22 protein-coding genes are annotated in these 21,178 nt (G+C 64.1%); 11 read left to right on the plus strand and 11 right to left on the minus strand.

The window, feature by feature from the left end; translation table 11 throughout:
* Positions 1–22 precede the first annotated feature (22 nt).
* The 8 genes from nuoN (at position 23) to U5A52_RS27455 (ending at position 6,526) form a co-directional block, all read left to right on the plus strand.
* On the plus strand, positions 23–1,495 hold the full coding sequence (gene nuoN / locus U5A52_RS27420) for an NADH-quinone oxidoreductase subunit NuoN (RefSeq protein WP_158757394.1): 1,473 nt from the start codon (positions 23–25) through the stop codon (positions 1,493–1,495).
* Positions 1,495–1,797 (plus strand): DUF2818 family protein, encoded by a 303-nt coding sequence (locus tag U5A52_RS27425; protein WP_321914658.1) that lies wholly within the window; start codon positions 1,495–1,497, stop codon positions 1,795–1,797. Before nuoN ends, U5A52_RS27425 begins: the two co-directional genes overlap by 1 nt.
* A gap of 128 nt (positions 1,798–1,925) precedes the next feature.
* A complete protein-coding gene (locus tag U5A52_RS27430; RefSeq protein WP_321936852.1) occupies positions 1,926–2,516 on the plus strand; it encodes an NUDIX hydrolase in 591 nt (196 codons plus the stop codon).
* Between the two features lie 211 nt (positions 2,517–2,727).
* Positions 2,728–3,162 (plus strand): DUF1178 family protein, encoded by a 435-nt coding sequence (locus tag U5A52_RS27435; RefSeq protein ID WP_321914656.1) that lies wholly within the window; start codon positions 2,728–2,730, stop codon positions 3,160–3,162.
* Between the two features lie 67 nt (positions 3,163–3,229).
* Positions 3,230–4,426, plus strand: coding sequence for an acyl-CoA dehydrogenase family protein (locus U5A52_RS27440; protein ID WP_321936853.1), 1,197 nt, complete (start codon positions 3,230–3,232; stop codon positions 4,424–4,426).
* 11 nt (positions 4,427–4,437) lie between these two features.
* Positions 4,438–5,562, plus strand: a complete 1,125-nt coding sequence (locus U5A52_RS27445) for an acyl-CoA dehydrogenase (RefSeq protein WP_321936855.1) — start codon at positions 4,438–4,440, stop codon at positions 5,560–5,562.
* Between the two features lie 38 nt (positions 5,563–5,600).
* Entirely contained in the window at positions 5,601–6,059 is a 459-nt protein-coding gene (locus U5A52_RS27450; RefSeq protein WP_321914653.1) for a MaoC family dehydratase, read from the plus strand.
* Positions 6,056–6,526: a MaoC family dehydratase gene (locus U5A52_RS27455; protein ID WP_321936856.1), complete on the plus strand. Its 471-nt coding sequence runs from the start codon at positions 6,056–6,058 to the stop codon at positions 6,524–6,526. Before U5A52_RS27450 ends, U5A52_RS27455 begins: the two co-directional genes overlap by 4 nt.
* 79 nt (positions 6,527–6,605) lie before the next feature.
* Here the strand turns inward: U5A52_RS27455 and U5A52_RS27460 are convergent, their stop codons facing one another.
* The 5 genes from U5A52_RS27460 to U5A52_RS27480 form a co-directional block, all read right to left on the minus strand.
* Positions 6,606–7,307 (minus strand): glutathione binding-like protein, encoded by a 702-nt coding sequence (locus U5A52_RS27460; protein WP_321914651.1) that lies wholly within the window; start codon positions 7,305–7,307, stop codon positions 6,606–6,608.
* 127 nt (positions 7,308–7,434) lie between these two features.
* A complete protein-coding gene (locus U5A52_RS27465; RefSeq protein WP_321936858.1) occupies positions 7,435–8,694 on the minus strand; it encodes an acyl-CoA dehydrogenase in 1,260 nt (419 codons plus the stop codon).
* 52 nt (positions 8,695–8,746) lie between these two features.
* The gene (locus tag U5A52_RS27470) at positions 8,747–9,865 is read right to left on the minus strand and encodes a phosphotransferase (RefSeq protein WP_321936860.1); all 1,119 of its coding nucleotides are present in this window, start codon (positions 9,863–9,865) and stop codon (positions 8,747–8,749) included.
* Between the two features lie 51 nt (positions 9,866–9,916).
* A complete protein-coding gene (locus tag U5A52_RS27475) occupies positions 9,917–10,705 on the minus strand; it encodes an oxepin-CoA hydrolase, alternative type (protein WP_321936862.1) in 789 nt (262 codons plus the stop codon).
* Entirely contained in the window at positions 10,702–12,264 is a 1,563-nt protein-coding gene (locus tag U5A52_RS27480; protein ID WP_321936863.1) for a 3-hydroxyacyl-CoA dehydrogenase, read from the minus strand. Before U5A52_RS27480 ends, U5A52_RS27475 begins: the two co-directional genes overlap by 4 nt.
* A gap of 108 nt (positions 12,265–12,372) precedes the next feature.
* Here U5A52_RS27480 and U5A52_RS27485 point away from each other — a divergent pair, with 108 nt between their 5' ends.
* Positions 12,373–13,014 carry a glutathione S-transferase gene (locus tag U5A52_RS27485; RefSeq protein WP_321936865.1) on the plus strand — a complete coding sequence of 214 codons (642 nt, stop codon included), beginning with the start codon at positions 12,373–12,375 and terminating at the stop codon, positions 13,012–13,014.
* A gap of 93 nt (positions 13,015–13,107) precedes the next feature.
* On the opposite strand, the gene U5A52_RS27490 is transcribed toward U5A52_RS27485, so the two are convergent.
* Together U5A52_RS27490 and U5A52_RS27495 are read right to left on the minus strand one after the other, a co-directional pair.
* The gene (locus tag U5A52_RS27490; protein WP_321914645.1) at positions 13,108–14,298 is read right to left on the minus strand and encodes a pyridoxal phosphate-dependent aminotransferase; all 1,191 of its coding nucleotides are present in this window, start codon (positions 14,296–14,298) and stop codon (positions 13,108–13,110) included.
* A 101-nt stretch (positions 14,299–14,399) separates the two neighbouring features.
* Complete coding sequence (locus tag U5A52_RS27495) at positions 14,400–14,915, minus strand: putative toxin-antitoxin system toxin component, PIN family (protein WP_321914644.1); 516 nt, start codon at positions 14,913–14,915, stop codon at positions 14,400–14,402.
* A gap of 64 nt (positions 14,916–14,979) precedes the next feature.
* On the opposite strand from U5A52_RS27495, the gene yaaA reads away from it, so the two are divergent.
* Together yaaA and U5A52_RS27505 are read left to right on the plus strand one after the other, a co-directional pair.
* Positions 14,980–15,774, plus strand: coding sequence for a peroxide stress protein YaaA (gene yaaA, locus U5A52_RS27500; RefSeq protein ID WP_321914643.1), 795 nt, complete (start codon positions 14,980–14,982; stop codon positions 15,772–15,774).
* A gap of 29 nt (positions 15,775–15,803) precedes the next feature.
* Complete coding sequence (locus U5A52_RS27505; RefSeq protein ID WP_321936867.1) at positions 15,804–16,967, plus strand: M14-type cytosolic carboxypeptidase; 1,164 nt, start codon at positions 15,804–15,806, stop codon at positions 16,965–16,967.
* Between the two features lie 82 nt (positions 16,968–17,049).
* Here the strand turns inward: U5A52_RS27505 and U5A52_RS27510 are convergent, their stop codons facing one another.
* The 4 genes from U5A52_RS27510 to U5A52_RS27525 form a co-directional block, all read right to left on the minus strand.
* On the minus strand, positions 17,050–17,727 hold the full coding sequence (locus tag U5A52_RS27510; protein ID WP_321914641.1) for a BspC domain-containing protein: 678 nt from the start codon (positions 17,725–17,727) through the stop codon (positions 17,050–17,052).
* 207 nt (positions 17,728–17,934) lie between these two features.
* Positions 17,935–18,609, minus strand: coding sequence for an energy-coupling factor ABC transporter permease (locus U5A52_RS27515; RefSeq protein WP_321914640.1), 675 nt, complete (start codon positions 18,607–18,609; stop codon positions 17,935–17,937).
* A gap of 10 nt (positions 18,610–18,619) precedes the next feature.
* On the minus strand, positions 18,620–19,564 hold the full coding sequence (locus U5A52_RS27520; RefSeq protein ID WP_321936869.1) for a response regulator transcription factor: 945 nt from the start codon (positions 19,562–19,564) through the stop codon (positions 18,620–18,622).
* Positions 19,565–19,760: 196 nt separating this feature from the next.
* Positions 19,761–20,975, minus strand: coding sequence for a DUF2863 family protein (locus U5A52_RS27525; protein WP_321914639.1), 1,215 nt, complete (start codon positions 20,973–20,975; stop codon positions 19,761–19,763).
* Between the last annotated feature and the right edge of the window lie 203 nt (positions 20,976–21,178).

Genomic DNA, 21,178 nt, shown 5'->3' on the forward strand with positions numbered 1-21,178 from the left:
CCGAGCGGAGGAACAAAAGATCATGCCAAACGCCCCTTTGAACGCTCTGCTACCCGACGCGCTGGTGATGACCGGCCTCGTCGTCGCGTGGCTCAACGACACGTTCACCGGCCCTTCGGGCCGTCGCACGACCTATTTCATCGCGCTGCTGACTACGGTCATAGCCGGTATCTGGTTTGCGGTGAACGCGTTCGATCCGCACGTGTACTACTACTTCACGCGCATGTACGTGATCGATCCGTTCGCAAGCGCGATGAAGTCGGTGGTCACGCTCGGCTACGCCGTGTCGATCGTGTACTCGCGCAAGTACCTCGAAGACCGCGACATGTTCAGGGGCGAGTTCTTCCTGCTTGGCATGTTCTCGCTGCTCGGCCAGATCACAATGATCTCGGGCAACAACTTCCTCACGCTGTACCTCGGCCTCGAGCTGATGTCGCTCTCGCTCTACGCGGTCATTGCACTGCGCCGTGACGCGACTCAGTCGAACGAAGCCGCGATGAAGTACTACGTGCTGGGCGCGCTCGCTTCGGGCTTCCTGCTCTATGGCATCTCGATGTTGTACGGCGCGACCGGCTCGCTCGAACTGAACGAAGTGTTCAAGGCCGTGGCGTCGGGCCATATCAACGATATCGTCCTGCTGTTCGGCGTGGTGTTCATCGTCGCCGGCGTGGCGTTCAAGATGGGCGCGGTGCCGTTCCATATGTGGGTGCCGGACGTCTATCAAGGCGCGCCTACGGCCATGACGCTGCTCACCGGCGGCGGCCCGAAGGTCGCGGCTTTCGCCTGGGCCGTGCGCTTCCTCGTGATGGGCTTGCTGCCGCTGGCAGTGGACTGGCAAGAGATGCTGATCATCCTCGCCGCGCTTTCGATGATCGTGGGCAACATCACGGGTATCGTGCAGCGCAACGTCAAGCGTATGCTCGCGTACTCGGCCATTTCGAACATGGGCTTCGTGCTGCTTGGCCTGCTCGCCGGTATCGTCGACAACAAGGCGACGGGCGCGGCCAGCGCGTACAGTTCGGCCATGTTCTACAGCATCGTCTACCTCATCACGACGCTCGGCGCGTTTGGCGTGGTCATGCTGCTCTCGCGTCGCGATTTCGAAGCGGAAACGATCGACGACTTCAAGGGCTTGAACCAGCGCAACCCGGTGTTCGCGTTCGTCATGATGCTCATGATGTTCTCGCTCGCCGGTATTCCGCCGACGGTCGGCTTCTACGCGAAGCTCGCCGTGCTCGAAGCGACCATGAACGCCGGCCTCACGTGGCTTGCCGTGCTCGCCGTGATCACGTCGCTGTTCGGCGCGTTCTATTACCTGCGTATCGTCAAGCTGATGTACTTCGACGCACCGCAGGACGAAGCACCGATCGAAAGTCACGCATGCAACCGCGCGCTGCTGACGCTCAATGGCGTGGCGGTGCTCGTGCTGGGCATCATCCCGGGCCCGCTGATGTCGGTCTGCCTGCAAGCCGTTACGCACACGCTGCCGCTCTAATGTCGGCAGCGGGTTGGTTCATCGTGCTGTTGGCGCTCGCGGGCGCCAACCTGCCGTTCCTCAACCAGCGATTGTTCGGCGTCGTGCCGCTTCGCGCACCGAAGAAGAGTGCGTGGATTCGCATTGCTGAAATGATCGTGCTGTATTTTGTGGTCGGTGCGTTCGGCTTCCTGCTGGAGGCGCGCGCCGGCAACCGTTTTGACCAGGGCTGGCAGTTCTACGCGATCACCTTCAGTCTTTTTGTCGTGTTCGCGTTTCCCGGCTTCACCTGGCAATATCTCATCAAACGCCGCCCGGCGTGATGCGCGTGGCCGGCCCGCGGCCGGCACGTGCTGTGCGTCCCGGAAGTCCGGCCGGCAGTCTGTCCGACTTCACTTCTTGCGGCGCGCCCGCGGCTTCCCGACTATTCTGAGCACCCACGAGGCTGACTATGGCTGAACATCATCAACACGACCCGGCGCTCGCCGAGACGTGCGTGGAAAGCACGACGCTCTACGCGGGCAATTTTCTTACCCTGAAGCGCGACACGGTCGCGTTGCCGGACGGCAAGCACGCCACGCGCGAGTACGTTCAGCATCCCGGCGCGGTAATGGTGATCCCGCTCTTCGATGACGGCCGCGTGCTGATGGAGCGCCAGTACCGCTACCCGCTCTCGCGCGTGATGACGGAATTCCCGGCTGGCAAGCTCGATCCGCAGGAAGGCGCGCTCGCCTGCGCGATCCGCGAACTCAAGGAAGAGACGGGCTATACGGCACGCGAGTACGTCTATCTCACGCAGATCCATCCGGTGATTTCGTACTCGACCGAGTTCATCGACATCTATCTCGCACGCGGGCTGACGGCAGGCGCGGCGCAGCTCGACGACGGCGAGTTTCTCGAAACCTTCACGGCGACGGTTCCCGAACTGCTCGAATGGGTGCGCACGGGCAAGATCACCGACGTGAAGACGATCATCGGTACGTTCTGGCTCGAAAAGGCGCTGTCGGGCGCGTGGCCGCTCGCGAAGGCGGAGCAGGGCTGACAGCTAGCCGCTGCGTCGAACACCCGATCAACGGCGGCCTCGCGGCCGCCGTTGTCGCTTCTGCGCGCACCAAGCACCTTCAGCGCGCTCGCCCGAGCAGCGCTACAATCGAACCCCCGGGAAAATCCCGGTGCCTGGCCGCAGGAATTTTTTCGAACGGTCGTTCACAAATTTACGATTTGCGCTAAACTCATCGCAAGCCTCGATTCCCATGAAGGTCCTCGATTTACAGTGTCCAGACGGACATCGGTTTGAAGGCTGGTTCGCATCGGTTGACGATTTCGAATCGCAACTGTCCCGCAAGCTGGTCGAATGTCCGATGTGCGGCGCCACCCACGTGACCCGCTTGCCGTCCGCGCCCCGGTTGAACCTGTCCGGCGCGAGCGAAACGCCGAAAGCGTCGCCGCAGGAGCAGGCGGCGCAATGGCAGGCGCATGCGATGCGTGTGATCCGCGAGGTCCTCGATAAGACGGAGAACGTAGGCGACCGTTTCGCCGAGGAGGCGCGGCGCATTCACTACAACGAAGCGCCGTCGCGCAACATCCGTGGAGTCGCTTCCGCGGAAGATGCGCAAGCTCTCGTCGAAGAAGGCATCGATGTGATGCCGCTGCCGGTTCCGGCCGCGTTGAAGGGTCCGCTGCAATAATGTCATGCGGGTCTTCGCCGCGGCGCGTGGAATGCTTCGCACCGGCCGCGGCCAGGAGACATAGCGCATGGATCTGGACTACACCCCCGCCGACGACGCATTCCGCGCCGAAATCCGCGCCTGGCTCGAGGCCAACCTGCCTCAAGCGATGCGCAACAAGGTTCTCAACCACAAGCGCCTCTCGCGCGACGACATCGCCAGTTGGCACAAGCTGCTAGGGAAGAAGGGCTGGTCCGCGCCTGCGTGGCCAACAGAATGGGGCGGCCCCGGCTGGACCGAAGCGCAACGCCACATCTGGGACGCCGAGTGTGGTCGCATCGGCGCGCCGCCGGTGCTGCCGTTCGGTGTTTCGATGGTCGCGCCCGTGCTCATGAAGTACGGCAACGAGGCCCAAAAGCGCCGCTATCTCCCGCGCATCCTATCCGGTGACGACTGGTGGTGCCAGGGCTACTCAGAGCCGGGCTCGGGTTCCGATCTTGCTTCGCTGCGCACACGTGCCGTTCGCGAAGGCGATCACTACGTCGTGAACGGCCAGAAGACCTGGACCACGCTCGGCCAGCACGCCGACATGATGTTCTGCCTCGTGCGCACCGATCCCGCGGCCAAGAAGCAGGAAGGCATTTCGTTCCTCCTCATCGACATGAAAACGCCCGGTATTACCGTGCGTCCGATCATCACGCTCGATGAAGACCATGAGGTTAACGAAGTATTTTTCGAAGACGTGAAGGTGCCCGTCGAGAATCTCGTTGGCGAGGAGAACCGCGGCTGGACTTACGCGAAGTATCTGCTTGGTCATGAGCGCACGGGCATTGCGCGCGTGGGCGCGTCGAACCGCGAACTGGCATTCCTCAAGGGCGTCGCGCTCAAGCAGAAGAAACACGGCAAGCCGCTGCTGGCAGATCCCGTGTTCGCGGCGCGCGTGGCCGCCGTCGAGATCGAGCTGATGGCGCTCGAAGTGACCGCCGAGCGTGTGATCGCGAGCGCCTCCAACGGGCGCGGCCCCGGTCCCGAAGCGTCGATGCTCAAGATCAAGGGCACGGAGATCCAGCAGGCGCTGACCGAGCTGATGGTCGATGCGATAGGCCCACTCGCTGCGGCGTTCGATCCGGCCTTCCTGGAGGGCGAGCACGAACACGCGGCAGGCGGCGACAACGACGCGGCGCCGCTCGCGGCGTACTACTTCAACTATCGCAAGACGTCGATCTACGGCGGATCGAACGAAATTCAGAAGAACATCATCTCGCAGATGATTCTGGGTATTTGAGGAGCGGCGCAATGAACTTCAATTTCACCGAAGAGCAGCAGCAACTCGCCGACGCGCTGCGTCGCTATCTCGACAAGAACTATGGCTTCGAAGCGCGCCAGGCGATCGTGAAGACGCCTGCGGGCGTGTCGGACGCGCACTGGAACGCGTTCGTCGAACTTGGCCTGACCGCGCTGCCGGTGCCGGCGGATCAGGGCGGCTTCGACGGCGCACCGTTCGATATGCTTGTCGTCATGCAGGAACTGGGACGCGCGCTCGTGATCGAGCCGTACTGGGCAACCGCGGTAGGCGTCGAGGCGCTCAAGCTCACGGGTGTGGCCGACGCCGAAAATGCGGCGCTGCTCGAACGCGTTGCCTTGGGCGAGATCAAGCTTGCCGCTGCCTTCCATGAGCCGCAGTCGCGCTATGACCTGTTCTCGCTGGAAACGCAGGCGAAGGAGACCGGCGACGGCTTCGCGCTCACCGGCACGAAATCGGTCGTGCAGCACGGTGCCCAGGCCGACTACTGGATCGTGCCGGCACGGTTCGCGGGCGAGGTGGCGCTCTTCGTTATCGCGCGCGACGCGAAGGGCGTCGAGGTGAGCGACTACCGCACGATCGACGGCCAGCACGCGGCAACGTTGACCTTCAAGGAAGCGCCTGCGCGTCGTCTTGGCGACGCAAGCGCGGGCGCGACGACGTGGGAAAAGATTGCCGACTACGCCACGTTCCTGCTGTGCGCGGAAGCCGTGGGCGCCATGGACGCGCTCAACCACGCCACGGTCGAGTACACGAAAACGCGCCAGCAGTTCGGCGTGCCGATCGCGCGCTTCCAGGCGCTGCAGCACCGCATGGCCGAGATGCTGATCCACGCGGAACAGGCCCGCTCGCTGACTTATCTCGCTGCCGCGCGTTACAGTAGCGTATCCGCCGACGAGCGGCGCCGTGCGATTTCGGCGGCGAAGGTGCGCGTTGGCCAGGCGGCGCGTTTCATCGGCCAGCAGGCCGTGCAACTGCACGGCGGCATGGGCGTCACCAACGAAGTGGCGGCCGCGCACTTGTTCAAGCGTCTCGCGATTATCGAAACGACGCTCGGTGATGTCGATCATCATCTTGAACGCTTCGCCTCGCTGCCCGGTTTCGCGCAGGCAGCGTAACGCGCGGCGGCAACGAGCAACATCAGCGGAGAAAATGGATGGGTTTGAGTTTCGAAGATCTCGAAGTGGGCAAACGCTATGCGGTCGGTTCGCACACGTTTGGCCGCGACGAGGTGGTGCATTTCGCGGAGCAGTTCGATCCGCAGCCATTCCACGTGAGCGAGGCCGGTGGCGAAGCGTCGATGTTCGGCGGCCTTGTCGCGAGCGGTTGGCATACCTGCTCGGTCATGATGGGCATGCTCGTGCGTCACTTCCTGAAGGACTCGACCTCAATGGGCTCGCCCGGCGTCGACGAGATTCGCTGGCTCAAGCCCACGCGCGTCGGCGACACGCTGACGATGACGAACACGATATTGAGCAAGCGCGTTTCGGCGAGCAAGCCCGATCGCGGCATCGTCGAAACGCAGTGGGAAGGCCATAACCAGCACGGCGAACTGATCGTGGTCGTGCGTTCGAAGGCGCTCTTCGGCCTTCGCCATCCGGGGAGTGCATCGTGAGTGAAGGAGACGTCACGCAGATTGCCGACGCGGCGGCATTGCGCGCGCTGATCGGTGCGGGGCCGCTCGTGAGCGGCTGGCGCGAAGTGAGTGAGGCGGACGTGCACGGTTTCGCCGATGCCACGGGCGACCACCAGTGGATCCACATCGACGCCGAACGGGCGCGCCGCGAGTCGCCGTTCGGCGGCCCGATTGCGCACGGCTTTCTCACGCTTTCGCTGATTCCTGTGCTGCTCGGGGGAACGCTGCATATGCGCCAGCGCATGGGCGTGAACTATGGGCTCAACCGCGTGCGCTTCACGCAGCCGGTGCCTGTGGGCGCGAAAGTGCGTGCGCGTATCGCGGTGAAGGAAGTGAGCGACGTGGAACGCGGCGGCGTGCAGGTCGTGTGGGATGTGAGCATCGAGCGTGAGGAGAGCGAACGTCCCGCATGCGTGGCGGAGTTCATCACGCGGCATTACTTCTGAAGCGGTTGCGTGCTCAACAAAAAAGGGGCGCTCCGCTGCAAAGCGGGCGCCCCTTTCGTTTTGCCGGGTTTCAGCGTAATCAGTGCTTGGCGTATTGCGTCGCGCCGAAGAGCATTTCCTTCGCTTTTTCGTCCATGAGCGGCTTGCGCGCATTCGCAAGCACTTCGACGCCGCGCTTGACCGCAGGCCGCGCGGCGATCGCCTCGTGCCAGCGCTTCACGTTGGGCAGCGAATCGAGATCGATGCCCTGGTTTTGCCAGGAGCGCGTCCACGGGAAAGCGGCGATATCCGCGATGGTGTACTCGTCGCCGGCCAGATATTCGGTCTTTTCCAGCTGCGTTTCCATCACGTTGTAGAGGCGCTTGGCTTCGTTCGTGTAGCGATTGACCGCATAGTCGATCTTCTCGGGCGCGTAGATGCGGAAGTGGTGCGCCTGGCCAAGCATGGGGCCGAGGCCGCCCATCTGGAACATCACCCATTGCAGCACGTCGTAGCGCGCGGCGAGGTCTTCGGGCATGAAGCGCCCCGTTTTTGCTGCGAGATAAATCAGGATCGCGCCCGACTCGAACAGCGAAAACGGCTGGCCGTCGGCACGGCGCGGGCCTTCGGAGTCGGTAATGGCGGGAATCTTGTTGTTCGGGCTGATGGCGAGGAATTCGGCCTTGAACTGGTCGCCCGCACCGATATCGACCGGATGCACCCGGTATTCGAGGCCGGTTTCCTCGAGCATGATATGGACTTTGTGACCATTCGGCGTGGCCCAGCTGTAGACGTCGATCATCGTGGCTCCTTGGCACCAGGAAGGAAGGCGCCGCGAGAGACTGTCGCGACGCCGGGTCTGGCGCAAATTAGCATAGATCGGCGTCGCTCGCAGAGGGCGGCCAAGCGCCCCTGCTGTACTTGTGGGCTTACGAGCGCGTAACCGGCATTTCCACGCGCGACGCCGCGCCCGCGTCCATGTAGCGCGCGAATTCGAGCTTGGCGATGGCGTTGCGGTGGACTTCGTCGGGGCCGTCCGCGAAGCGCAGCGTGCGCGCCGAAGCGTACGAGTAGGCCAGCGGGAAGTCGCCGCTCACGCCCGCCGCGCCGTGCACCTGCATTGCCCAGTCGATCACCTGGCAGGCCATGTTCGGCGCGACCACCTTGATCATCGCGATCTCGCCGCGTGCGCCCTTGTTGCCGACGGTGTCCATCATGTATGCCGTCTTGAGTGTGAGCAGGCGTGCTTGCTCGATCATGCAGCGCGCTTCTGCAATGCGCTCCTGCGTCACGGTCTGCTGGGCGACCGGCTTGCCGAAGGCCACGCGCGAGAGCGCGCGTTTCGCCATGAACTCGAGCGCGCGTTCCGCCAGGCCGATGAGGCGCATGCAGTGATGGATGCGGCCCGGCCCGAGGCGACCTTGCGCGATCTCGAAGCCACGTCCTTCGCCCAGCAGGATATTCGATGCGGGCACGCGGACGTTTTCGAGCGTGATTTCCATATGGCCGTGCGGTGCGTCGTCGTAGCCGAATACCGTGAGCGGGCGGCGCACGGTAATGCCGGCCGTATCCGATGGCACGAGGATCATCGACTGTTGTGCATGGCGCGGTGCGTCGGGATCGGTCTTGCCCATCAGGATATAGATCGCGCAGCGCGGGTCGCCCGCGCCCGACGACCACCACTTCGTGCCGTTGATCACATAGTCGTCGCCGTCGCGCTCGATGCGCGTCTGGATGTTCGTCGCATCCGACGAGGCCACGTCGGGCTCGGTCATCAGAAAGGCCGAGCGGATCTGGCCTGCCAGCAGCGGCGCGAGCCATTGCTGCTTGTGCGCCTCGCTGCCATAGCGCTCGATCGTCTCCATGTTGCCGGTGTCGGGCGCGCTGCAGTTGAACACTTCGGGCGCCCAGTGCACGCGGCCCATGATTTCGCACAGCGGCGCATATTCAAGGTTCGTGAGGCCCGCGCCGCGTTCGGAGGCGGGCAGGAACAGGTTCCATAGCCCGGCCGCGCGCGCCTTCTCCTTCAATTGCTCGACGATTTGCGTGGGCACCCACGGGTTGCCGTTCGCACGATTGCGCTCGACTTCCTCGTGGAAGACCGCCTCGTTTGGATAAATATGTTCATCGAAGAACGCGAGCAGTTTCTCGCGCAGCGCCTGCACTTTCGGGGAGTAATCGAAATTCATCGGTGACCTCGCAATGCGATGCAGTGACAGTGAAAAGTAAGTCGTTCTCGTTTTAGCGAACTTTCTGCGCGTAGCGCCAGGCGAGTTCGGCCATGGGCTTGGCGCGCCGGCCTGCGTCGATTGCCTGCGCGCTCGCGGCGGTGCCGTCCACCACGCGTTTCATGATGCCCTGCAGGATCGCCGCGATCCGGAACATGTTGTAGGCGAGATAGAAGTTCCAGTCGCCGCGAATCTCGAGGCCGGTGCGCTCGCAATAGCGCGCGACGTACTGGGCCTCGTCGGGAATGCCGAGCGCCTGCCAGTCGAGCCCGGCAATGCCGCGGAACTGTGCGGGATCAACGTGCCAGGCCATGCAGTGATACGAGAAGTCGGCGAGCGGGTCGCCGAGTGTGGAGAGCTCCCAGTCGAGCACGGCCAGCACGCGCGGTTCGCTCGGGTGGAAGATCAGGTTGTCGAGGCGGTAGTCGCCATGCACGACGGACACACGCGAACCTGAATCGTCCGGCATGTGCTTCGGCAGCCATTCGATCAGGTGATGCATGGCGTCGATACGTTCCGTTTCCGAGGCTTGATACTGGCGGCTCCAGCGATCGATCTGGCGTGCGAAGTAATTGCCGGGCTTGCCGTAGTCTGCAAGGCCCACGGCATCGGGCTTCACGTTATGGAGCGCGGTGATCACGCGGTTCATCTCGTCGTAGATCGCGCCGCGTTCCTCGCGCGTCATGCCGGGAAGCGACTGGTCCCAGAGCACGCGGCCCTCGACGAACTCCATCACAAAGAACGCGCGGCCGATCACCGCTTCGTCCTCGCAGAGCGCGAGCATTTTCGCGACCGGCACATCGGTTGTGGCGAGCGCGTCCATCACGCGGTATTCGCGTTCGATCGCGTGCGCGGAGGGCAGCAGTTTCGACTTGGGGCCAGGCTTGGCGCGCATCACGTAAGTGCGGCCCGGCGTGACGAGCTTGAACGTCGGGTTCGACTGGCCGCCGGCGAACTGCTCGATCGCAAGCGGGCCGTGGAAGCCTTCCACGTGAGCGGTGAGCCAGGCGCTCAGCGCCTCGGTGTCGAAGCGCTGGCGCTCGGCAACCGGGCGCGTGCCTTCGAACGCCGAGTAGTCGGTGCGCGTTTGCGCGTTTTTTTGCGTGTCTCCATCCGGGGTGGCTTGCGCCATATTCGTCTCCCTCCTCCTGATTCTCCTGTGGGTCGCCGCGCGCAAGCGTAGTTACTTGTAGACAGGCGCGCGTTTTTCGAGGAACGCGGTAATGCCTTCAAGGCCGTCGCGGTGATGGAGCGACGCGACGAAACTGTCGCGTTCCGCGGCGAGCTGCGCTTCGAGCGGTTGCGTGTCCGCGACGTTCGTCAAACCCTTGATGCGCGCCACCGAATTCGGCGAGATCTTTGTCAGTTCGTCGGCCCAGGCGAGCGCCGTGTCGAGCGCGGTTTGCGGTTTCGCGAGCCGGTTCACCACACCGAGTTCCGCGAGGCGCGCCGCGCCGATCGGCTTGCCTTCCACCATCAGCTCGAACGCGAGCGAGCGCGGCAGCGAGCGCGCGAGGAACCACGAGCCGCCGCCGTCGGGCGTCAGGCCCACGCGCGAATAGGCCATGACGAACTTCGCGTCGTCGGCGGCGACGAGCAGGTCGGCAGCGAGCGCAAGCGAAAAGCCCGCGCCTGCGGCCGCGCCCTCCACGGCTGCGATGATCGGCTTGGTCGACTGGCGCATGGCGGTGACCCAGGCGCCGAGCAGGTCGATACTGGCGGCCTGCACCGAAGGGTCTTTCGCGCGGTTTTCGAGCAGGCGGTTCAGGTTGCCGCCCGCGCAGAAAAAGTTGTCGGCGCCCGTGAGGATAATCGCGCGCAGCGACGGGTCGCGCTCGGCGGCGTCGAAGGCTTCAATGGCTGCAGCGTACATGTCGGGATGCAGCGCGTTGCGCGCACCGGGGTTCGACAGCGTGAGGACGAGTGTCGATTCGTGGCCTTGCGGGCGGGTGCTACGGAGTTCGGCGCTCATTGCGGTGCCTCGTTCGATGCGTTGATGTCTGCTGCGTCGCTTTGCGTCAGCGAAAGGCCGAGCTGCGCGCGTCGCGCGAGCCACGGCGACGGGCGATAGCGCGGATCGCCGAGCACGGTGTGGATGTTGCGCAGGATCGTGAGGATCGTGCGTGCGCCCAGCGTGTCGCCGAGCGCGAGCGGGCCGCGCGGATAACCGAGCCCGAGCGTAACCGCGAGGTCGATGTCGCGCGGTGTTGCAATCTGCTTCTGCGCGATATCGCAGCCGATGTTGACGATCGTCGCGACGATGCGCTGCGCGACGAAGCCCGTCGAGTCGCGGATCACCGTGACTGGCACACCGTCGGCGGCGAAGAGCGCGTGGCCCGAGTCGCGTGCTTCGCGCGTGGTGGCGGGCGTTGTCATCAGCGTACGGCGCTTCGCGGTGTCGAGCGGAAACAGCGTGTCGATGGCGACCACGCGGCGCGCGTCGAGCTGCTCGTCGAGCGCGGCGGTCGTGGCGTCGAGGCCGAGTGGCGCGACCACGATCAGCGCGTCGGCGGCGGGCGTATCGCCTTCGTCAATGGCCACACCGGCTTTCGACGCAAGCGCGATTACGGCGTCGCGCGCGGCGGCGTTGCGGCGGCTCACCCAGACACGCGCGGGCAGCGCAGTGGGCGCTGCGGGTTCGTCGGGCACCTGCTGCTTGCCATCGACATAGCGATAGAAGCCTTCGCCCGCCTTGCGGCCAACCAGCCCGCCCGCGAGCCGCACGCCCGTAATGGGCGACGGCGTGAAGCGCGGCTCCTCATAGAACTGGTGATAGATCGACTCCATCACCGGATGCGACACGTCGAGCGCGGTGAGGTCGAGCAGCTCGAACGGTCCGAGCCGGAAGCCCGCCTGCTCGCGCATGATGCGATCGATTTCGACGAAGCTCGCCACGCCTTCGCCCGCCACGCGCAAGCCCTCGGTGTTCATGCCGCGGCCCGCGTGATTGACGATGAAACCGGGCATATCCTTCGCGCGCACCGGCGTGTGGCCCATGCGGCGTGCGAGCGCCATGAGCGCGTCGCCGGCGGCGGGATCGCTGCGCAGCCCGTCGATCACTTCGACCACCTTCATGAGCGGCACGGGGTTGAAGAAGTGATAGCCCGCAACGCGCGACGGGTCGCTGCACGCGGCGGCGATGGCGGTAATCGAGAGGGAAGAGGTGTTGGATACGAGCAGGCAGCGCTCGCTCACCACGGTTTCGAGCTCGCGAAACAGCGTACGTTTGGCTTCGAGATTCTCGACGATCGCTTCGATCACGAGATCGCAGCCAGCGAGTTCATCGAGCGTGTGCGCGCCGGTCACGCGTTCGAGCGCGGCCTTGGCGGCGGGCTCGTCGAGCTTGCCTTTTGCCGCGAGTTTCGCGAAGGTGTCGGCGAGATGATCGCGCGCGGCGGTGACCGCCTGCGGGTTCGTGTCGTAGAGGCGCACCGCGAGGCCCGCCTGCGCGGCGATCTGCGCAATGCCGCGGCCCATCGCACCGGTGCCGACGATGCCGATTGTCTCAATGTTGAAATGATGTGAAGTCATTGGAAGCCTGGCTCCATGATTGGCCTAGAATAGCACGGTCGTACAATTTTATGAAAACGGTTCGGCGGTTTCGGTAAGGGAACTGCCCCGCTCAAGGAGGCAATGAGGATGATCAAGCTGCACGGTTTCGCGCTTTCGAATTACTACAACAAGGTCAAGCTGCTGCTGCTCGAACACGGTATCGCGTTCGAGGAAGTGCCGAACAAGCTGCCGCTCGACGAGGCGCTGCTCGCGCAGTCGCCGGCCGGCAAGGTGCCGTTTATCGAAACGGAACAGGGCTTTTTGTGCGAATCGGAAGTGATCGTCGAGTATCTGGCGGCGCGCTTTCCAGAAAAGCCCATCTTCGCGGCGGATCCGTGGCAGGCGGCGAAGGAGCGCGAACTGATCGTCTTCATCGAGACACACCTCGAGCTCAACGCGCGCGAGCTTTACGGTGAGGCGTTCTTTGGAAGCAAGGCGACCGAGGAGGTCAAGGTGGCCATGGAGAAGCGGTTGCGCCGCTATGTGGCGGGCTTCAAGCGGATCGCGAAGTTCACGCCTTACGTGGCGGGCGATCGCTTCGGCGTGGCCGATGCTGCTGCGTTCGTGAGCTTGCCGCTCGTGGGGCGCGCCACGCAAGCGGTGTACGGCAGCGATTTCCTCGCCGACGCAGGCATCGACTGGAAGTCGTATCTCAAGCTGATCGGCGAACGCCCGACGGCGCAGCGCGTCAATGCCGACCGCAAGGCCTATATTGAGGCGAACGCGTAAGCGTTGCGGCGCCTGGCAACGCGCCGCGCACGCTATCGCGCGCGATGATCGGGAACGCACTGCCGTTCGCGGAATCATCGCGCGCGAAGCACGTCAGAGTCGCGCAAGCCGCTCGAGCGCGGTCGCAAGCGTGCTTTCCTGCTTGGCGAAGCAAAAGCGCACGACGCCCGACTCATGCGGCTCGTGATAGAACGCCGAAACCGGAATGGCGGCCACGCCGATCTCCGCCGTGAGCCACTTCGAGAATTCCGCTTCGGGCAGGTCGCTGATCGCCGAATAGTCCACGCACTGAAAGTAGGTGCCTTCGCACGGCAGCAGCTTGAAGCGCGTGTTGGCGAGTCCCGCGCGGAAGAAGTCGCGCTTCTTCTGATAGAACGCGGGTAGTTCCAGATACGGTTTGGGGTCGCGCAGGTATTGCGCGAGGCCGAACTGCATGGGCGTGTTCACGGTGAACACGTTGAACTGATGCACCTTGCGGAACTCTGCCGTGAGCGGCGCGGGCGCGGCCACGTAGCCCACTTTCCAGCCCGTCACGTGATAGGTCTTGCCGAAGCTCGACACGATGAAGCTGCGCGCGGCCAGTTCCGGATAGCGCGCGACGCTCTCGTGCGGCTGACCGTCGTAGACCATGTGCTCGTACACCTCGTCGGAGAGGATCAGCACGTTGGTGCCGCGCACGATCTCCTCGAGCTTTTGCATGTCCTCTGCGCGCCACACCGTGCCCGTGGGGTTGTGCGGCGTGTTGATGAGGATGAGGCGCGTTTTCGGCGTGATGGCCGCTGCGAGGCGGTCGAACGGAATCGCGTAGTCGGGCGCTTCGAGCGTCACGAACACGGGCTTGCCGCCCGCCAGTTCGATCGACGGCAGATAGCTGTCGTAGGTCGGCTCGACCACGATCACTTCGTCGCCCGTGTGCACGGTCGCGAGAATCGCCGTGAGCAGCGCTTGCGTGGCGCCCGCCGTCACCGTGATTTCGCTGTTGGCGTCGTAGCGGCGGCCGTACACGTGCTCGATCTTGTCCGCGATCGCCTCGCGCAGCGCGGCCACGCCGGCCATCGGCGGGTACTGGTTGTGGCCCTCGCGCATGGCTTGCGCGACGGCGTCGACGATGCGTGGGTCGCAATCGAAGTCGGGAAAGCCCTGACCCAGGTTGACCGCACCCTTTTCAGCGGCGAGCGCGCTCATCACGGTGAAGATCGTCGTGCCGACGTTCGGCAGACGCGACGGAAAAGAGGGCGTGAGCAGGGTGTCCTGCGAATGCTTCGTGGGATGCGGTGCGTTCATGTCGCGGGCGGAAGTCGGGCGTTGGGACGGGAAAGGTTGATTGTAGGCAAATCGGCGCGGCTGCGGTGGCCCGGTCGGGCGCGGGCGTCGCAACGCGGAGATCAGGCCTGCGCGGCTTGAGCGGCATCTTGCACGCATTCGGCGACGAACGCGTCGGGCGTCGCGATGCGAAAGCCGAAATCGCGCGCCACGCGCTTCGCAAGCTTGAGCACCGCGCGGTCCTTCGAGACGAGCCACTGCGCGCCGCTTGCACGCGCCAGTTCCAGAAATTTCTGGTCGTCGCGGTCGCGGCATTGGGGCAGGGGCCGCGCATCGGCGGCAAGCTTGGGCAACTCGATCAGCGCAACGAGCCCGGCCAGCGCGGCGAGTGCGTCCGCTTTCGCGACGCCGCGGCCGGCGAACTGCGGATAGTCGAGCACGTGGGCCAGTTCTGCCCGGCAGCGTTCGTCGATCAGCGCCCGGATCGCTCCGCGCTCGAGCGCCACGCGAATGGGGCGCGTGTGCGGGTCGTCGAACACGAGAATATCGAGCCAGACGTTGGAGTCGAGAACCACGGGAAGCGCGGCAGCGGAGGCCGGCGAGAGGGAGGTTGCGGTTGGGGGCGTGAGGCCGGTCATTCGTGAATTCGCTACAATCGGGCTTTCGCCTTTGAACATCGGCACATCGTGCCTGCAAGCCTCTATGATAATCGTTCTGTCGCCGGCCAAATCGCTCGACTATGACACGCCGGCGCACATCGAAACCCACACCATCCCCGATTTCGTCGACGACGCGGCCGAGCTGATCGCGGGCCTGCGCCGCCTCTCGCCGCAGCAGATCGGGTCGCTCATGAGCATTTCCGACCCGCTCGCGCGCCTGAATTTCCAGCGCTACGCCGACTGGTCGAAGCAGTTCAGCCAGACCAACGCGAAACAAGCGGTGCTCGCGTTCAACGGCGATGTTTATGAAGGCCTCGACGCGAAGTCGCTCTCGACCGCGGATCTCGACTATGCGCAGCAGCATGTGCGCGTGCTCTCGGGACTCTATGGCTTGCTGCGTCCGCTCGACCTGCTTCAGCCTTATCGTCTCGAAATGGGCACGCGTTTCGAAAACGCGCGTGGCAAGGATCTCTATGCGTTCTGGGGCGAGCGCATCACGCACGCGCTCAACGCACAGATCGAGCGCAATCGGGAAGTCGCGTCGAAAAGCGCGAGCGTGCTCGTGAACTGCGCGTCGAACGAATACTTCAAGGCCGTGAAGCCGAAGAAGCTCGCCGTGCCCGTCGTCACACCGGTATTCGAAGACTGGAAGGGCGGGCGCTACAAGATCATCAGCTTCCACGCGAAGCGCGCGCGCGGGTTGATGGCGCGTTACGCCGTCGAGAACCGCGTGGCCGACCCCGAAGCGCTCAAGGCGTTCGACGTGGAAGGCTATGCATTCGATGCGGATGCATCGAACGATTCGACCTATGTATTTCGTCGGCGCATTGCCGAGTAAGTGAACAAGCAAGCCGGAAGGAAAAGACTATGACGATTGCCATCACCAGCCAGTTCGATGCGGGCGCGATCGAGGTTCTGTCGAGCGAGCGCGCCGACGACATCCGTCTGCGCGTGCGATCGGACAACCAGTCCGAGTTCGCACAATGGTTCTACTTCCGCGTGTCGGGCGTGCGCGGCGAACGTTGCGTGATGACGTTCGAAAATGCGTCGGCCTGTGCGTTTCCCGAGGGCTGGCGCGACTACCAGGCCGCGGCGAGCTACGACCGCGTGAACTGGTTCCGCGTGCCGACCCGCTATGACGGCAAGCAGCTCGTCATCGATCACACGCCCGACTTCGACAGCATCTACTATGCGTACTTCGAGCCATATAGCGAAGAGCGCCACTCGGAGTTCCTCGGCGCGCTTCAGCAACTGCCGCACGCCACGCTCACGGAGCTGGGTCAGAGCGTGGAAGGCCGTCCCATGTCGCTGCTCTCGCTCGGCATGCCGGGCGACACCGCGCCCGACGGCAAGCCCAAGAAGACCGTGTGGATCATCGCTCGTCAGCACCCAGGTGAGAGCATGGCCGAGTGGTTCGTGGAAGGCCTCGTCAAGCGGCTCGCCGGCTGGGGCGACTGGGCAGGCGATCCGGTCGCGCGCAAGCTGTATGACCGCGCCGTGTTCCATATCGTGCCGAACATGAATCCGGACGGCAGCGTGCACGGCAATTTGCGCACCAACGCCGTGGGCGCGAACCTGAACCGCGAGTGGATGGAGCCGGACGCGCAGCGCAGCCCCGAGGTGCTGGTCGTGCGCGATGCGATCGAAGCCACCGGCGTCGATCTCTTCTTCGACATCCACGGCGACGAGACGCTGCCTTATGTATTCGTGGCGGGCTCTGAAATGCTGCCGGGCTTTACCGATCAGCAACGCACGGAGCAGAAGGCGTTCATCGAGGCGTTCAAGGTGGCGAGCCCGGACTTCCAGGACCAGCACGGCTACGAGGCGAGCCGCTATCGCGAAGATGCGCTCAAACTCGCGTCGAAGTACATCGGCCATCGCTATGGCTGCCTGTCCCTCACCCTTGAAATGCCGTTCAAGGACAACGCCAATCTGCCCGACGAACGCGTAGGCTGGAACGGTGAGCGTAGCGCCGCGCTCGGCGCTGCGATGTTGCAGGCCATATTGCATCACGTGGAGACGTTTGCGTAACGGCATCATTGCCACGGCGCATAAAAAAGGGGGAAACGGCCAGGCCGCTTCCCCCTTTTTGCATCGAGAACGCCAACGACTTTCAGTGAGCCGTCGTCTTCTTTGAAGTTGTTTTCTTTGCAGTGGATTTCGTTGTCGATTTCGTCGATTTGCTGGCGGACTTCGTGCCGCTCGTCGACGAACTATGGCTCGACTTGCTCGGCGCCGTCTTCTTCGAACCCTTGCCGGTGGCCTTCTTGGTCGAATGCTTGCCCTTTGCGTGTGCGCCGCTTTGCGGTGCGGTGCCGTGCGCGCCGCGTGCGTGCGCTAGCGGGACGGGATCGTTCCAGCTGAACGCGAGCATCTGCTGCCCGACATAGCCGCAGCGGAATTTCAGATCGTAGGGCGCGTTGCCGCTGTCCTTGGCAATGCCAATGCCGTCGACGGTCACGATCGTGTCGACCTTCACGCGCTGCTTGCCTTCGTCGAACGAGTCGTTCCACGGCGTCACGCTTGCGTGTGCACTGTCGAACGAACTTGGCGGAAACTCGACGTGATCGAGCGCCGCCGACGTGTTTGCTACGAAATCGCCGTGCGCCGCGCAATCCGCGACCAGCGGGTCCGCGTGCATCCGGGTGACGAACTGATTAACAAGATCGTTGTGTTGCTCGAGTTGATCGGCCCGCGCGGCTGGCGCGGCGATGAGCATGAGGCTCGCGGCACACGCCGCCAGTTGACCGGCGACGAACAACAGCCGGCGGGATGCATGATTGCAGTCCATCTGCTTGCTAGAGAAGAGGGTGTGACGTCAGGCACCGTAAGATGCGGCACAGCCGGGTTGAGTTCAATCCGGAAACAATTATTTTCTTCTGTCTGAACGGAGGGATCGGCGCAAGTGCTGCTACGTATGCGCCGCCCGCCGATCGCGACGTGTCGTCGCGCCCGTCATTGCGTTGCTGGCGGCGGGGCTCTCGACCGAAGCGGCGGCTCAGGTTCGCGGGCCGCCCAACCGATAGCGGCGCACGTCGTAGGTGGTGACCCAGGTCGGCCGGTAGACGGCGATCAACGCCGTCGCCATGCCCGTGAACCACGCTTCACCCGAAGCGAGCAGAAATACGCTGAACGCATAACCCGCGGGCACGGTGATCGCCGATCCACCGTTGAGCGCGACATGGGTGCCGAGCGCGAGATAAGCCGCCGCCGAAACAGCGATGGCCGGCGACACGAAGCCCTGGCCGACGATGAACATGAAGAGGTTGCGCGGCAGCCACGCGGTGCAGGCGCGTTGCAACAACGCCGAAATCGCGACAGGGAACGCGCCGAATATCAGGAAGGTGAGGGCGACGCCTTCCCAGGTGGCGTCGAAGATGAGCGCGGCGAGCCCCACGACGACGCCCATGGCGACAAGCGCCAGTCCCCAGTCGAATAGCGTCACCACGAGCGTGGCGCCGAGCAGGTGCAGCACGGTGCCGTCTTCGAGCCACGCATTGCTCGCCCACAGCACGGAGATCGCGACGACGATCGCGAGCCACACGTGCTGGAGCGTTGCGTCCTGAAGACGCTTGAAGGGGTTCTTCCACAACGCGAGCGCGAGCAGCCCCACGGTGACAACCCAGGCACCGATAGCAACCCAGAGCGGAAGCGGCGTAAATAGGAACCCCATGTGCTTCATATTACTCGTTGGAGGGCAAGACGTGTGCGCGAGCGAGCACCAGGGCTTCCTCGTCAGTACTCTCGTCGGCCTCGTCGGCCTCGTGGGCCTCGATGGGGCGCTCCTGCTGCGCCGCGGCAGGCTCGCCGTAAGGCGCCTGCGGCTCCGCGGCGATGGGCAGCGCCTCCACACTGTCGCCTGCCAGCAACGGATAGCGAAACGCCAGAGGCTCGCGTGCGCGCAACGGCACGGGGCCGTGTTCGCCGTGCCTGGGCTTCGCCGGCCGTTCGCACTGCGAGCGCAGCACCTGCAGCTGGTTTGCGAGCAATCCGTTATAGATCGCGACGGCCGCCGCGCGATTGGGCGCGCCGAGCTGCTGAAAGATGCTGGTGAGATGGACTTTCACCGTGCCCTCGCTGATGCCGAGCGCTCTAGCGATCATCTTGTTCGTATTGCCCATGTGGACGCAGCGCAGGATCTGCTCCTGCCGGGGCGACAGGTTGACCTTCGGGCGCACCTTGCGTGCCTGTGCAGCGGCCTTGGCGTTGCGCCGGGGCGGCAGGGGCCAGGGCGTACACGGACCGAGCACGTCGGCCGGTAGATGATCGCCGCCGAGCATGATCAGCTCCAGAAACTTCACGATCAGGATGGAGTCCGTTGTGCGCCGGATGATGCCGCGGGCGCCTTCGTCGATGAGCATCCGCACGGTCGTGGGCGTTTCGGCACTGTCTACCAGGATGGCCACGGGGAGGCTACGGTGCCGCATGACAAAGTGGCGCAGCTCGCCGGCGCGAATGCCGTCGTGCCAATCGATCACGATCAGGTTGGGGGTGAAGCGTTGCATGGCGCGCTCCGCGCTGCGCCAGTCCGGCGCGTCATTGAAGCGTGCGCGACGGTCGATTTGTCTTAACAGCGCCTTGAGCCCTTCACGCCGTTCGGCGTCCGGATTGAGTACAACGAACCGCATGGATATGCCCTCCTCTCGTTGACGGTCTCTCGAAATGTTGTGCAACGCGCACCGCTTCTGAGCGGCGGTGAACCAGACCAACAGCACCATGATGACAAAAAGGTTGGGCGCTGGCGGCCTGTCCAAAAGGCATAAGACATAGGGCAAAAAAAAGTCCCGCACACAGGCGGGACCAAGTAGGAATTTTGGAATTGTCTTAGTGGAAGTGTGGCTGTACAGGCTCAGCATCTTCCGGCATCTCGGCGTGGACGATCTCGCCGAGTGGATCCGCATAGAGCGGAACGCCGCAGTCATCGCAATATTCCGGCTCGAAGCGGCCGGCGTGACGGCGGATGTCGGTAATACCCGATTCCTTGAGCAGCGCCACGATCTCTTCGAGCGGACCGCTGCTAACGCTCTCTTCGGTCGGTTCTTCGTCGATGTCGGCGTCGCCGTTCTCGCGGCCGTAGAGCGGCCAGACCACGCCATACAGCACATCATTGCTGCCGCGCTTCGTGAAACCGATGCGGTATTCGTCGATGCGGCGCTCGCCGAAGCCGGCGACAACGGCGCGCAAGTCCTGCGCGCCCGCGCCAATCGTGTCGAGCAGGTAGCGCACGGCGGTGCGGATCGTGTGCGGACGCACGCGCTCGTCCGCGTCGCGGCAGGCGGAGTAGTAGGCGTCGGGTAGCAGGCATTCGAATTCGCAGCCCGGCATGACGACGGCAAGGTTGGCGCCGCCCTGGGTGGCCCATTGCTCCAGGCATTGGCCGCGCTCGATGCGCGAGCCGTGTTCCTCTTCCTGCCAGCGGAAGAGCGGGGCGCCGACAGGTGCCGCGACAACGGCGAGCAGGAAACGCGGATCGGCGAGGATCGGCGACGTTTCCGGCAGCTCACCCGAGCTGATTTTCGCCGGTGCGCCGCTCAGCGCCGCCTGCGTCAGTTGTTGTGCGAGGCGCCAGGTTTCGACATGGTGGCGCGGCAACTGGTCGATGCTATAGAGATACGGTGCCATCGCCACGCGCGTGCCGTTCGCGAGCACGTGGGCCTGCAGATGGGTGCGCAGCGCGTCTGCGCCTTCGGCCTTCAGCGGGCCCGAAGGGATGACATAGCGCGTCCAGGCCAGCACCGGCGCGGCGACGAGCAGCGCTTCATATTGCGCGCCCTCATGTTCGACGACGAACGATTCGCTGTGCGTCTCGGCCATATCGGCAAGCGCGCCGTAGGCGTCCGGGTGATTCTGCTGCAGATGATCGAGCGCGGCGTCGAGCGTAGTCTGATTGCCGTTGCGCACGACCTTCGCTAGCAGCGTGTCGAGCTTGGCCTCCCAGAAGCGGTCTTCGGTGCGGCTGCCCGAAGCGAACAGGGCGAGCGAGAGGCCGACGAGCTTGTCGGCGTCAGGAGGAAGGCGTTTGGCGATTCGCGAGCGCATAAATCTGTGAGTTGGGGTGCAGAGAACCCCATATTCTAGTCGGTTCCGTGCGCGCCATCGGATTGGACAGCAGGGGCGCCTCGGATGGGCGCGGCCGCGATGTCTGATCGTCGTTGGGGCGCAGCCGAAAGGTATCGGCCGAAGGCCCTATGGCGACTGCTATATGGAGCCGTCGAGCCGTGTTCAGTCCGACTTTGCTAGCC

The organism is Paraburkholderia sp. J8-2 (assembly GCF_905220195.1).
In the GTDB taxonomy this organism is placed as follows: domain Bacteria; phylum Pseudomonadota; class Gammaproteobacteria; order Burkholderiales; family Burkholderiaceae; genus Paraburkholderia.